At 51.6% G+C, this 13,514-nt stretch carries 12 protein-coding genes and 4 tRNA genes; 2 read left to right on the top strand and 14 right to left on the bottom strand.

All coding sequences use genetic code 11. The annotated features are described in order from the left end of the window. Positions 1–50 precede the first annotated feature (50 nt). From rpoB to ACLJRU_RS22145, 12 genes are all read right to left on the bottom strand, one after another. Positions 51–4,079, bottom strand: a complete 4,029-nt coding sequence (gene rpoB, locus ACLJRU_RS22200; RefSeq protein ID WP_000263105.1) for a DNA-directed RNA polymerase subunit beta — start codon at positions 4,077–4,079, stop codon at positions 51–53. Between the two features lie 317 nt (positions 4,080–4,396). After that, positions 4,397–4,762: a 50S ribosomal protein L7/L12 gene (gene rplL / locus ACLJRU_RS22195; protein WP_000028882.1), complete on the bottom strand. Its 366-nt coding sequence runs from the start codon at positions 4,760–4,762 to the stop codon at positions 4,397–4,399. Positions 4,763–4,828: 66 nt separating this feature from the next. Beyond that, positions 4,829–5,326, bottom strand: coding sequence for a 50S ribosomal protein L10 (gene rplJ / locus ACLJRU_RS22190; RefSeq protein ID WP_001207203.1), 498 nt, complete (start codon positions 5,324–5,326; stop codon positions 4,829–4,831). 419 nt (positions 5,327–5,745) lie between these two features. Next, a complete protein-coding gene (gene rplA / locus ACLJRU_RS22185) occupies positions 5,746–6,450 on the bottom strand; it encodes a 50S ribosomal protein L1 (RefSeq protein WP_001096676.1) in 705 nt (234 codons plus the stop codon). Between the two features lie 3 nt (positions 6,451–6,453). Next, positions 6,454–6,882, bottom strand: coding sequence for a 50S ribosomal protein L11 (rplK, locus tag ACLJRU_RS22180; protein ID WP_001085926.1), 429 nt, complete (start codon positions 6,880–6,882; stop codon positions 6,454–6,456). Positions 6,883–7,039: 157 nt separating this feature from the next. Beyond that, complete coding sequence (gene nusG, locus ACLJRU_RS22175; RefSeq protein WP_001287521.1) at positions 7,040–7,585, bottom strand: transcription termination/antitermination protein NusG; 546 nt, start codon at positions 7,583–7,585, stop codon at positions 7,040–7,042. A 1-nt stretch (position 7,586) separates the two neighbouring features. After that, the gene (secE, locus tag ACLJRU_RS22170; RefSeq protein WP_001275691.1) at positions 7,587–7,970 is read right to left on the bottom strand and encodes a preprotein translocase subunit SecE; all 384 of its coding nucleotides are present in this window, start codon (positions 7,968–7,970) and stop codon (positions 7,587–7,589) included. 229 nt (positions 7,971–8,199) lie between these two features. After that, positions 8,200–9,384: an elongation factor Tu gene (gene tuf / locus ACLJRU_RS22165; protein ID WP_000031748.1), complete on the bottom strand. Its 1,185-nt coding sequence runs from the start codon at positions 9,382–9,384 to the stop codon at positions 8,200–8,202. Positions 9,385–9,499: 115 nt separating this feature from the next. Further along, a tRNA-Thr gene (locus ACLJRU_RS22160) sits at positions 9,500–9,575 on the bottom strand. Positions 9,576–9,581: 6 nt separating this feature from the next. After that, a tRNA-Gly gene (locus ACLJRU_RS22155) sits at positions 9,582–9,656 on the bottom strand. Between the two features lie 116 nt (positions 9,657–9,772). Beyond that, positions 9,773–9,857: transfer RNA gene (locus tag ACLJRU_RS22150), tRNA-Tyr, on the bottom strand. 8 nt (positions 9,858–9,865) lie between these two features. Then, a tRNA-Thr gene (locus ACLJRU_RS22145) sits at positions 9,866–9,941 on the bottom strand. Between the two features lie 19 nt (positions 9,942–9,960). On the opposite strand from ACLJRU_RS22145, the gene ACLJRU_RS22140 reads away from it, so the two are divergent. Both ACLJRU_RS22140 and coaA read left to right on the top strand, forming a co-directional pair. After that, a complete protein-coding gene (locus ACLJRU_RS22140; protein WP_001541267.1) occupies positions 9,961–10,134 on the top strand; it encodes a hypothetical protein in 174 nt (57 codons plus the stop codon). A 208-nt stretch (positions 10,135–10,342) separates the two neighbouring features. Then, positions 10,343–11,293 (top strand): type I pantothenate kinase, encoded by a 951-nt coding sequence (gene coaA / locus ACLJRU_RS22135; RefSeq protein WP_000023069.1) that lies wholly within the window; start codon positions 10,343–10,345, stop codon positions 11,291–11,293. A gap of 34 nt (positions 11,294–11,327) precedes the next feature. On the opposite strand, the gene birA is transcribed toward coaA, so the two are convergent. Continuing rightward, on the bottom strand, positions 11,328–12,290 hold the full coding sequence (gene birA, locus ACLJRU_RS22130) for a bifunctional biotin--[acetyl-CoA-carboxylase] ligase/biotin operon repressor BirA (protein WP_000655754.1): 963 nt from the start codon (positions 12,288–12,290) through the stop codon (positions 11,328–11,330). Continuing rightward, positions 12,287–13,315: a UDP-N-acetylmuramate dehydrogenase gene (murB, locus tag ACLJRU_RS22125; protein WP_000149783.1), complete on the bottom strand. Its 1,029-nt coding sequence runs from the start codon at positions 13,313–13,315 to the stop codon at positions 12,287–12,289. The genes birA and murB overlap by 4 nt, the downstream gene beginning before the upstream one ends. Positions 13,316–13,514: the final 199 nt, after the last annotated feature.

The raw sequence follows: 13,514 nt of genomic DNA, 5'->3' as shown, positions 1-13,514 counted from the left end.
AATCTGGTGTCGGGTTTTACCCCGACACCAGTGACCTGTTTGAGCGAGAATTACTCGTCTTCCAGTTCGATGTTGATGCCCAGCGAGCGGATCTCTTTCAACAGAACGTTGAAGGATTCCGGCATACCCGGTTCCATCTGATGGTTGCCGTCCACGATGTTCTTATACATCTTGGTACGACCGTTCACGTCATCAGACTTAACGGTGAGCATTTCCTGCAGGGTGTAGGCGGCGCCGTAAGCTTCCAGCGCCCACACTTCCATCTCCCCGAAGCGCTGACCACCGAACTGCGCCTTACCACCCAGCGGCTGCTGAGTAACTAGGCTGTAAGAACCGGTAGAACGCGCATGCATCTTGTCATCAACCAGGTGGTTCAGTTTCAGCATGTACATGTAACCGACGGTTACCGGACGTTCGAACTGTTCACCCGTACGGCCATCGAACAGGGTGATCTGACCGGAGGTCGGCAGGTCGCCCAGTTTCAGCAGCTCTTTGATTTCCGCTTCTTTCGCACCGTCAAACACTGGTGTGGCAATCGGCATACCTTTGCGCAGGTTTTCTGCCAGACGCAGCACTTCATCATCGCTGAAGGTGCTCAGGTCGACTTTCTGACGAACGTCGGCGCCCAGATCGTAGGCACGCTGGATGAATTCGCGCAGTTTCGCGACTTCCTGCTGCTGTTTCAGCATGGCGTTAATCTTGTCGCCAATACCTTTCGCAGCCATACCCAGGTGGGTTTCCAGAATCTGACCGATGTTCATACGAGACGGTACGCCCAGCGGGTTCAGTACGATGTCTACCGGCGTGCCGTTTTCATCGTAAGGCATGTCTTCGATCGGGTTGATCTTAGAGATAACACCCTTGTTACCGTGACGACCTGCCATCTTATCACCCGGCTGGATACGGCGTTTAACGGCCAGATAGACCTTCACGATCTTCAGCACGCCCGGCGCCAGATCGTCGCCCTGGGTGATTTTACGGCGCTTCGCTTCAAGTTTTTTCTCGAACTCGTGTTTCAGTTCGTCATACTGCTCAGCCAGTTGCTCCAGCTGATTTTGTTTCTCTTCGTCGGTCAGACCGAGTTCCAGCCAGCGGTCGCGCGGCAGTTTGTCGAGCTTCTCAGCTTCAACGCCGCCGGACACCAGTACCGCACGGATACGGCTAAACAGGCCCGCTTCGAGGATCTGCAGTTCTTCAGACAGGTCTTTTTTCGCCTGCTTGAGCTGCATCTCTTCGATTTCCAGAGCACGTTTGTCTTTTTCTACGCCATCGCGAGTAAAGACCTGAACGTCGATAACCGTACCGGAGACACCGTTAGGTACGCGCAGAGAAGAGTCTTTAACGTCAGACGCTTTCTCACCGAAGATCGCACGCAGCAGTTTCTCTTCCGGCGTCAGCTGGGTTTCACCTTTCGGCGTTACCTTACCGACCAGAATGTCGCCGCCAGTCACTTCCGCGCCGATGTAAACGATACCGGATTCATCCAGTTTGGAGAGCGCCGCTTCACCCACGTTCGGGATATCAGCGGTGATCTCTTCCGGCCCCAGCTTGGTGTCACGGGACACGCACGCCAGTTCCTGAATGTGGATGGTGGTGAAACGGTCTTCCTGGACAACACGCTCGGATACGAGGATGGAGTCTTCGAAGTTGTAGCCGTTCCACGGCATGAACGCCACGCGCATGTTCTGACCGAGCGCCAGTTCACCGAGGTCGGTGGACGGACCGTCTGCCAACACGTCGCCGCGTTCAACCGGCTCGCCCAGAGACACACATGGCATCTGGTTGATACAGGTGTTCTGGTTAGAGCGGGTGTATTTGGTCAGGTTATAGATGTCGATACCCGCTTCGCCCGGGTACATCTCGTCTTCGTTAACTTTGATAACGATACGGGACGCATCCACGTACTGAACAGTACCGCCACGTTTAGCTACTGCAGTAACACCGGAGTCGACGGCGACAGCACGTTCCATACCGGTACCCACCAGCGGCTTGTCAGCGCGCAGAGTCGGAACCGCCTGACGTTGCATGTTCGCACCCATCAATGCACGGTTGGCGTCATCGTGTTCCAGGAACGGGATCAGGGACGCACCGACGGAGACCACCTGCTGGGTGGAAACGTCCATGTAGTCAACCTGGTCACGGCTGAACAAGCTGGATTCGCCTTTGCTACGGCAGGTAACCAGATCTTCTACAAAGTGGCCTTCGTCATCCAGGTTGGAGTTCGCCTGAGCGATAACGTAGTTGCCTTCTTCGATAGCAGACAGGTAATGAATTTCGTCAGTGACCACGCCATCAACCACACGACGGTACGGCGTCTCAAGGAAACCATATTCGTTAGTCTGTGCGTACACGGACAGGGAGTTGATCAGACCGATGTTCGGACCTTCCGGCGTTTCGATAGGACATACGCGACCGTAGTGCGTCGGGTGTACGTCTCGAACTTCGAAGCCTGCGCGTTCGCGGGTCAGACCGCCTGGGCCGAGTGCGGAGATACGACGTTTGTGCGTAATCTCAGACAGCGGGTTGTTCTGGTCCATAAACTGAGACAGCTGGCTGGAACCAAAGAACTCTTTCACTGCGGCGGAAATCGGCTTGGCGTTGATCATATCCTGAGGCATCAGGGTATCCAGATCGCCCAGAGACAGACGCTCTTTCACCGCACGCTCTACACGCACCAGGCCAACGCGGAACTGGTTTTCCGCCATTTCGCCGACGGAACGGATACGACGGTTGCCGAGGTGGTCGATATCATCCACTTCGCCTTTACCGTTACGGATATCGATGAGCTTCTTCATGACATCAATGATGTCGTCTTTGCTCAGGATACCGGAACCTTCGATTTCGTCGCGCAGCAGAGAACGGTTGAACTTCATACGACCCACCGCAGACAGGTCATAGCGGTCTTCGGAGAAGAACAGGTTCTCGAACAGGCTTTCAGCCGCTTCACGAGTCGGCGGCTCACCAGGGCGCATCATGCGGTAGATTTCTACCAGCGCGCTCAGACGATCGTTAGTTGGGTCGACGCGTACCGTTTCAGAAATGTACGGGCCGTGGTCCAGATCGTTGGTAAACAGCGTTTCGATACGTTTGTGGCCGGACTGGCTCAGCTTAGCCAGCAGATCCAGGCTCAGCTCCATGTTCGCCGCGCAGATCAGCTCGCCAGTGGATTCGTCAACGTAGTCTTTAGAGACGACTTTACCTGCGATGTACTCAACCGGAACTTCGATATGCTTGATATCGTCTTTTTCCAGCTGACGGATGTGACGCGCGGTAATGCGACGGCCTTTTTCAACGTACACTTTGCCGTTAGCTTCGATATCGAACGACGCAGTTTCGCCGCGCAGACGTTCTGGAATCAGCTCCATCTGCAGCTTGTTGTCGCGAATTTCGAAGACGACTTTCTCAAAGAACAGGTCAAGGATCTGCTCAGTAGTGTAGTTCAGCGCACGCAGGATGATGGTCGCAGGCAGTTTACGGCGACGGTCGATACGCACGAACAGGTTGTCCTTCGGATCGAATTCGAAGTCCAGCCAGGAACCACGGTAAGGAATGATGCGCGCGTTATACAGCACTTTACCCGAAGAGTGGGTTTTACCTTTGTCGGAGTCAAAGAAGACGCCCGGACTACGGTGCAGCTGAGAAACGATAACACGCTCAGTACCGTTGATAACAAAGGTACCGTTGTCGGTCATGAGCGGAATTTCGCCCATGTAGACTTCTTGTTCTTTAATGTCTTTAACGGTGCCTTCCGGCGCTTCGCGCTCGTAGATCACCAGACGCAGTTTTACGCGCAGCGGTGCGGAATAGGTCACGCCACGGATCTGACATTCCTGAACGTCAAACACCGGTTCGCCAAGGCGGTAGCTGACGTACTGCAGCTCGGAATTACCGCTGTAGCTCTGAATCGGGAACACGGAACGGAAGGCTGCTTCCAGGCCGTACTGCCCTTCAGGATCTTGCTCGATAAACTTCTGAAACGAGTCAAGCTGGATAGAAAGGAGATAAGGTACATCCAGAACTTGTGGACGTTTACCAAAATCCTTACGAATACGTTTTTTCTCGGTATAGGAGTAAACCATAGGGTTCCTCAGCTCGCTGACAAGTCGACCCATCTGTCCTGCGGGGGACAGTTTGTGCAACACTATTTTGTTGACCGGAAAATGGATACTTTCCGCAATGCCTGTTGCTATCACGCTTAAACCATTTCATTGCGATTTACACAGAACGTACGCTCTGTCGCAGTATATTAAGTCGTCGATAGAAACAAGCATTGAAAGGCACAGCAGTAGTCAAACAGTGTGAAACGCTACTGGCGCCTTACAGCGCAAAAAGGCTGGTGACTAAAAAGTCACCAGCCATCAGCCTGATTTCTCAGGCTGCAACCGGAAGGGTTGGCTTATTTAACTTCAACTTCAGCGCCAGCTTCTTCCAGAGATTTTTTCAGTGCTTCAGCGTCATCTTTGCTCACGCCTTCTTTCAGAGCGGCCGGAGCAGATTCTACCAGGTCTTTAGCTTCTTTCAGACCCAGGCCAGTTGCGCCACGTACTGCTTTGATAACAGCAACTTTGTTAGCGCCAGCAGCTTTCAGAATTACGTCGAATTCAGTTTTTTCTTCAGCAGCTTCAGCCGGGCCAGCAGCTACAGCTACAGCAGCAGCAGCGGAAACACCGAATTTTTCTTCCATTGCAGAAATCAGTTCTACAACGTCCATTACGGACATAGCGGATACTGCTTCAATGATTTGATCTTTAGTGATAGACATTTAAATTGTTCCTGAATATCAGAATAAGTTTATACGTAAGCAAATGCTTGATAAAGACAACTGCGATTACGCAGCTTCTTTTGCATCGCGTACAGCAGCCAGCGTGCGAACCAGTTTGCCAGCCGAAGCTTCTTTCATGGTTGCCATCAGGCGTGCAATTGCTTCTTCGTAGGTCGGCAGAGTTGCCAGGCGGTCGATCTGAGACGCCGGGATCAGCTCACCTTCAAAGGCTGCAGCTTTGACCTCAAATTTTGCATTCGCTTTCGCGAACTCTTTGAACAGACGAGCAGCAGCGCCCGGGTGTTCCATAGAGTATGCAATCAGGGTCGGACCAACAAACGTGTCTTTCAGGCACTCGAACTGAGTACCTTCAACGACGCGGCGCAGCAGGGTGTTACGAACAACACGCATGTATACGCCAGCTTCACGACCTGCTTTACGCAGTTCAGTCATTTTATCTACAGTTACGCCACGGGAATCCGCAACTACTGCAGACAGCGCGCCTTTGGCTACTTCGCTGACTTCAGCAACAATCGCTTGTTTGTCTTGAAGATTTAAAGCCATTAGCTTTGCTCCTGGATGTTTGCCGGAACTCATGTTCCGGAACTCACTTCACTCATCTCAACGAGAAGAGCGTCTTAATACGGTGAGCAGAAACAAGCCAGAGTATCAAAAATAATCTTAGCGTTCTGTCACCGTCTACGCAGGGGATTAAGCCTCTTGCGAGACGCCTGCGGTCTGCGACGGAGGCCTGGATAGGCCAGGCTCCAACGAACAAATTCTTTCTATGACTTCGTCCTTTGAACCGCAGCTGTGTTAGCTGCGCTCGTTCACACCAGTTACATAGTCAACTATGCTCCTGGCGACTCACTCACTTGCTGCCTTGCTGCAATTCAAATGACTCGCATAGTGCTCTGTTATATTTCAACAGAATCGTGGGGGTAAGATTGTAGACAAAATCACCGCCCACGTAAAGACTAATCTTAGTTCGCAGATGCGCTCAGACCAGCCTGATCAACGGCAACGCCAGCACCCATGGTGGTGGAGATGCTAACTTTCTTGATGTACACGCCTTTCGCCTGGCTCGGTTTTGCTTTTTTCAGCGCAACCAGCAGAGCTTCCAGGTTTTCTTTCAGTTTGTCAGCGTCAAAGTCCACTTTACCGATGGTGGTGTGGATGATGCCGTTTTTGTCGTTACGGTAACGAACCTGACCTGCTTTAGCGTTCTTAACCGCTTCAGCAACGTTCGGAGTTACGGTACCGACTTTCGGGTTTGGCATCAGGCCGCGCGGACCCAGAACCTGGCCCAGCTGGCCAACAACGCGCATTGCATCCGGGGATGCGATAACAACGTCGAAGTTCATTTCGCCTTTCTTGATCTGGTCAGCCAGATCTTCCATACCTACCAGCTCAGCGCCAGCAGCTTTAGCTGCTTCAGCGTTCGGGCCCTGGGTAAATACGGCAACGCGAACAGAACGGCCAGTACCGTGCGGCAGTACAGTCGCGCCACGAACGTTCTGGTCAGATTTACGAGCATCGATGCCGAGGTTAACGGCAACGTCAACGCTTTCGTTGAATTTAGCAGTGGCCAGCTCTTTCAGCAGGGCAATAGCTTCGTTGATGTCGTACTGTTTGGTCGCATCAACTTTTTCACGGATCACGCGCATACGCTTGGTCAGTTTAGCCATTTCTTAGTCCTCCACTACCAGGCCCATGGAACGTGCAGTACCTTCGATGGAGCGAGTCATCGCTTCAATGTCGGCACCGGTCATGTCGGCAGCTTTGGTCTGCGCGATTTCCTGCAGCTGAGCGCGGGAAATTTTACCTACTTTGTCTTTGTTCGGCTTGCCGGAACCAGACTTGATACCAGCCGCTTTTTTCAGCAGAACAGCTGCCGGAGGCGTTTTGGTAACGAAGGTGAAAGAACGGTCAGCGTAAACGGTAATAACAACCGGAATCGGCAGACCTTTTTCGATGGAATCCGTTTTTGCGTTGAACGCTTTGCAGAATTCCATGATGTTCACACCCTGCTGACCCAGTGCTGGACCAACTGGCGGACTCGGGTTCGCCATACCAGCTGCAACCTGCAGCTTGACGTAGGCTTGTACTTTCTTAGCCATTCTAAATTCCTCGAATTGGGTAGTATCGCTTCAAAGAAGCTCCCCGTGATAAATATCGCTTTATAGGCATAAGGCCCATAAAAACAAAAGGCGCGAAATTGTATGTCAATTTCGCGCCCTATGCAACGATTAGATCGCTGCTTTTTTGATCGCAGCCTTACGCTTTCTCAACCTGGCTGAAGTCCAGCTCTACCGGGGTCGCACGACCGAAGATAGAAACAGACACTTTCAGGCGAGACTTCTCATAATCGACTTCTTCGACAACGCCGTTAAAGTCTGCGAACGGACCGTCGTTAACACGAACCATTTCACCCGGTTCAAACAGAGTTTTCGGCCGCGGCTTATCGCCAACCTGCTGCAGGCGGTTCATGATCGCATCGACTTCTTTGTCGCTGATCGGCGCCGGACGGTCAGACGTACCGCCGATAAAGCCCATCACACGCGGCACGCTGCGCACCAGGTGCCAGCTTGCGTCGTTCATGACCATCTGGACCAGAACGTAACCCGGGAAGAATTTGCGTTCGCTTTTGCGACGCTGGCCGCCACGGATCTCAACGACTTCTTCAGTCGGCACCATAACTTCGCCAAACAGCTCTTCCATATTGTGTAATTTGATATGCTCGCGCAGCGATGTGGCTACGCGGCCTTCAAAACCGGAAAACGCCTGAACGACGTACCAGCGCTTTTTAGGTGCTTCAGACATCTCAGAACCTCAGGCCAGTGATAAAGGATACCAGGCGAACCAGAATACCATCCAGTCCCCACAGGATCAGTGACATAACTGCGGTAACCGCAGCGACGATCAGCGTGGTGTGCAGCGTTTCCTGGCGAGTCGGCCAAATGACCTTACGGACTTCGGTTCTCGCTTCACGGGCAAAAGCAACGGTTGCTTTACCTTTTGTCGTCAACAGCGCGACACCACCCGCTGCAGCAATCAGAATTACTACGGCCAGCGCACGCAGCGGCAGCATCATGTCGCGATAGAGGTAGTTGCCGACGATTGCGACGATCAGCAATATGGCAACAACTATCCACTTCATCGCTTCCAGGCCGCGCCCGCTCCCTTGAGCTTCGGTATTCGCACTCATAAACCAACCTGTCAGAAGTATTCTACAAACATTTTCACCCCGCAATCGCGAGGCAATCCAAATCGAAACGCTTATTCGCCTTTCGGATTATACGCCCTCTACAGAGCCTGTCTCAGCAATGATTATGACAAATAAAATCACTGATGAGCCAGGTTCTGGTGTGAAAGCGTGCAAAAAGGGCATCAAATGATGCCCTTTTATTGCGCATTGCGTCAAATGTTATCAGCGATTAGCCGAGAACTTTAGCAACAACGCCCGCGCCAACGGTACGGCCGCCTTCACGGATTGCGAAACGCAGACCGTCGTCCATCGCGATCGGGTGGATCAGGGTAACAACCATTTTGATGTTGTCGCCCGGCATTACCATCTCTACGCCTTCCGGCAGTTCGATGGTGCCAGTCACGTCAGTAGTACGGAAGTAGAACTGCGGACGGTAGCCTTTGAAGAACGGAGTATGACGGCCGCCTTCATCTTTGGACAGAATGTACACTTCAGATTCGAACTTGGTGTGCGGCTTGATGGTGCCCGGCTTAGCCAGTACCTGACCACGTTCGATTTCTTCACGTTTGATACCACGCAGCAGAACACCTACGTTCTCACCGGCACGGCCTTCGTCCAGCAGTTTGCGGAACATTTCAACGCCAGTACAGGTAGACTTCTGAGTCTCTTTGATACCAACGATTTCAACTTCTTCGCCCACTTTGATGATACCGCGTTCTACACGACCGGTAACAACGGTACCACGACCGGAGATGGAGAATACGTCTTCGATCGGCAGCAGGAACGGCTTGTCAATCGCACGCTCTGGTTCCGGGATGTAAGAATCCAGGAAGCCAGCCAGTTCGATGATTTTCGCTTCCCACTCTGCGTCGCCTTCCAGCGCTTTCAGAGCAGAACCACGAACGATCGGCGTGTCGTCGCCCGGGAAGTCGTACTGAGACAGAAGTTCACGAACTTCCATTTCAACCAGTTCCAGCAGCTCTTCGTCATCAACCATGTCGCATTTGTTCAGGAACACGATGATGTACGGAACGCCTACCTGACGACCCAGCAGGATGTGCTCACGGGTCTGCGGCATCGGACCGTCAGTCGCAGCAACAACCAGGATCGCGCCGTCCATCTGAGCAGCACCGGTGATCATGTTTTTAACATAGTCGGCGTGCCCCGGGCAGTCTACGTGTGCGTAGTGGCGGGTCGGGGTATCGTATTCAACGTGAGAAGTGTTGATGGTGATACCACGCGCTTTTTCTTCCGGCGCGTTATCGATCTGGTCGAATGCGCGAGCGGCACCGCCGTAGGTTTTAGCCAGTACGGTAGTAATGGCAGCGGTCAGCGTTGTTTTACCATGGTCAACGTGGCCGATAGTACCGACGTTAACGTGCGGTTTTGTACGTTCAAACTTTTCTTTAGACATCGATTGTCCCTCTAAGACACGGATAAATCGGTGATATCACCACATCAACCAGGCAACACGCCCGACTTGTTGAATGCTAATAAACAGAAGAGAAAAACAGGAAGGAGAAAAGAAGTGGTGCTGATAGGCAGATTCGAACTGCCGACCTCACCCTTACCAAGGGTGCGCTCTACCAACTGAGCTATATCAGCACATCTTGGAGCGGGCAGCGGGAATCGAACCCGCATCATCAGCTTGGAAGGCTGAGGTAATAGCCATTATACGATGCCCGCATCCTGGAACTCGGCTACCTGATTTTCATTCTGCACTGAATATCGAGAGAAACTCTCTTTATTCGAGCCGGTAAGCGAACTTATCGTCTCGGGCTGCGCCATCGCGCGGCCGAAAATGGTGGTGGGGGAAGGATTCGAACCTTCGAAGTCTGTGACGGCAGATTTACAGTCTGCTCCCTTTGGCCGCTCGGGAACCCCACCGAACTTGATGGTGCCGACTACCGGAATCGAACTGGTGACCTACTGATTACAAGTCAGTTGCTCTACCTACTGAGCTAAGTCGGCATCAAGTAGCGCGCATTCTATGGAGACCTGCGTGCTCATGCAACTAAAAAATTGCATAAAATGTTCTATCGCTCACATTTTGCGCTATAAGAGACAAAAATGCTCTAATTTCAAACAAGAGAGCATAAATTTTCGGCATTTTACTGACCGTCTGACCAGGATACGACGCGGCATTTCAACGCTCCGTCGATAGAAAGCAATCTTCTGTATCTGGTATATTCGTCACATTGCTTCTCAGGGATAGCTTTCACAGCGAGATTTTTTCTTATTATTCCTCCCCATCTGGTGTTACCCTCCTGCCCATTGTCCAAATTAACTTAAATGTGACGTGCCGTTGCATGTCAGGGATGGCCCTCGTTCATCGCTGAACTGATGTAGCAATAGCAGCCAGAAACATGCTTATGAGTATAAAAGAGCAATCGTTAATGACGCCTTACCTACAGTTTGATCGCAGCCAGTGGGCTGCGCTTCGCGATTCTGTGCCGATGACCCTGACCGAGGATGAGATCGCGCAGTTAAAAGGCATTAATGAAGATTTATCGCTAGAAGAAGTTGCAGAAATATATTTACCTCTCTCCCGTTTGCTAAATTTCTATATCAGTTCAAATCTGCGTCGTCAGGCTGTCCTGGAACAGTTTCTGGGCACTAACGGCCAGCGAATCCCTTACATCATCAGTATCGCGGGCAGCGTCGCAGTGGGTAAAAGCACGACAGCACGCGTTCTGCAAGCGTTGCTGAGTCGCTGGCCGGAACACCGCCGTGTTGAATTGATTACCACAGACGGCTTCCTCCACCCAAACCAGGTGTTGAAAGAACGCGGGTTAATGAAGAAAAAGGGGTTCCCCGAATCGTATGATATGCACCGACTGGTGAAATTCGTTTCTGACCTCAAGTCGGGCGTACCGAACGTGACGGCGCCAGTCTATTCTCATTTGATTTACGATGTTATTCCTGAAGGGGATAAAACCGTCGCTCAACCTGATATATTGATTCTTGAAGGTTTGAATGTTTTACAAAGCGGTATGGATTATCCTCACGATCCGCATCATGTATTTGTCTCTGATTTCGTTGATTTCTCTATTTACGTTGATGCGCCAGAAGAACTTCTTCAGACGTGGTATATCAATCGCTTCCTGAAATTCCGCGAAGGGGCGTTTACCGATCCTGACTCTTATTTCCACAATTATGCGAAATTATCTAAAGAAGAAGCTGTTAATACAGCGACTTCGCTTTGGAAAGAAATTAACTGGTTGAATTTAAAACAAAATATTTTACCCACGCGAGAACGTGCCAGCCTTATTATGACCAAGAGCGCTAACCATGCGGTGGAACAGGTAAGATTGCGGAAATAACAGAAAAAAGGGGAGCACCGACTCCCCTTTTTTACTATTCGGCGCTTCGCAGCGATATTTCTCCGCCCATCCAGGGTTTAATCACGCCATCCTGTTCAAGCAATAATGCGCCTTGAGTATCAATGCCGCGAGAAATACCAAATATTTCTTTGTCGCCAATAATTAGTTTTACCGGACGATCAATAAAATTATCCAGTTTTTTCCAGCGCGAAAGATAAGGAGAAAGTCCTTCTTGCTCAAAAAGCTCAAGCGCAGCACGTAACTTATAAATCAGCTTTGCGGCCAGCATATTGCGGTCGAGCGTAATTCCGGCCTCTTGTAGTGTGATCCATGCCTGATTTATCACGTCCTCTTCTACGCGACGCATTGCCATGTTAATACCAGCGCCAATCACTATTTGTGCGGCATCGCCCGTTTTACCGGTTAACTCGACCAGAATACCCGCCAGTTTGCGGTCCAATAGGTAAAGGTCGTTAGGCCACTTCACACGAACTTTATCTGCGCCCAGTTCACGCAGCACTTCCGCCATCACAATTCCAATGACCAGACTCAAGCCTATTGCCGCCGCAGGCCCCTGCTCCAGACGCCAGTACATTGAAAGATATAGATTCGCACCAAACGGTGAGAACCATTTACGCCCGCGACGACCACGCCCCGCCTGTTGGTATTCTGCTACACAGGCATCACCTGAACGCAGCTCGCCAATTCGATCAAGTAAATACTGATTGGTTGAATCGATAACGGGCAATACCGCCACGTTTCCGCTATCCAGTTGGCTATGTATACGGTCAGCATCCAGTAACTGGATGGGTTCCGGTAAGCTATATCCTTTCCCGGAAACGGTAAATACATCTACTCCCCAGTCGCGTAATGTCTGGATATGTTTATTAATAGCCGCGCGGCTCATTCCCAGCCGTTCACCCAACTGCTCGCCTGAGTGAAACTCTCCGTCGGCAAGTAGTGAGATCAGCGTCAGGGGAACGGTAGTATCTTTCATGCAATGCTCTCCACAGCGTTCACCTCTCCGGACCGACCAATAAAGCGAACCTCAGGCTCCAGCCAGACATTAAATTTTTCACCCACTTTTTGCCGGACATGATGCGCCAGCGCCACCACATCTTTACTTGTCGCATCATTCGCATTAATCAATACCAGCGCCTGTTGGCGATGCACCGCAGCGCCGCCAATGGTGACGCCTTTCAACTGACATTGATCTATCAGCCAGCCTGCCGCCAGCTTCACTGAGCCGTCTGCCTGAGGGTAATGCGGCGCGTTGGGAAATCGTTCTAACAGTTCCATAGCGATATCGGCTGCGACAACGGGATTTTTAAAAAAGCTGCCCGCATTGCCATTCACTTTAGGATCCGGCAATTTTGTGGTGCGCATATGGCATACAGCATCAAACACCTGTTGCGCGGTGACCGTTTTCGGGTCCAGACGAGTAAGATCGCCATAGGTCAACACCGGCTGCCATTGCTTTGACAAACGCAGACCCACCGCGACGATCGCAACGCGATCCTGATATTCATTTTTGAAGATACTGTCACGATAGCCGAAACGGCATTCCGCCGCGGACAAACGCAGACGTTTTCCCGTTTCCAGTTCAACGCAGTCAACGTAGTCGCAGACGCGCTGTAGTTCTACGCCATACGCGCCAATATTCTGTATAGGCGAGGAACCAACGCAGCCAGGGATGAGCGCCAGATTCTCCAGGCCAGGCATGTTGTTGTCCAGCGCGTAGCGAACCAGCTGATGCCAGTTTTCGCCTGCGCCGACGTGTAGGTGCCAGGCGTCCGCGGTTTCATTGACCTCAATGCCTTTCAGGCGGTTAAGGATCACGGTGCCGGCGTAATTTTCCAGAAACAGGACATTGCTTCCTTCACCCAGGATCATAACCGGCAGTCCCTCACGAGTTGCTTGCTGCCAGGCGCTCAGTAGTTGTTGTTCGTTTTCAGCGCATGCGATGTGCTTTGCACAATGATCAATGCCGAAGGTATTCCAGGGTTTTAGGGAGTGGGTCATGGCTGCTTTCCTGATACTCAATCGGCAATAGTTTACCGTATCTGTGTTGGGAAGGCTTGTGGTTATATTGAGGGTGGATCGGCGCGTCCCTGTAGGCTGGATAAGGCGGAGCCGCCATCCGGCAGACTACAGATAAAACAAAAGGCCCTGTCTTCCGACAGGGCCCTTCGTTTTATTTGATGCCTGGCAGTTCCCTACT

The organism is Salmonella sp. SAL00653 (assembly GCF_046552515.1).
Classification (GTDB): Bacteria; Pseudomonadota; Gammaproteobacteria; order Enterobacterales; family Enterobacteriaceae; genus Salmonella; species Salmonella enterica.
This window is presented reverse-complemented; position numbering and strand designations above follow the sequence as displayed.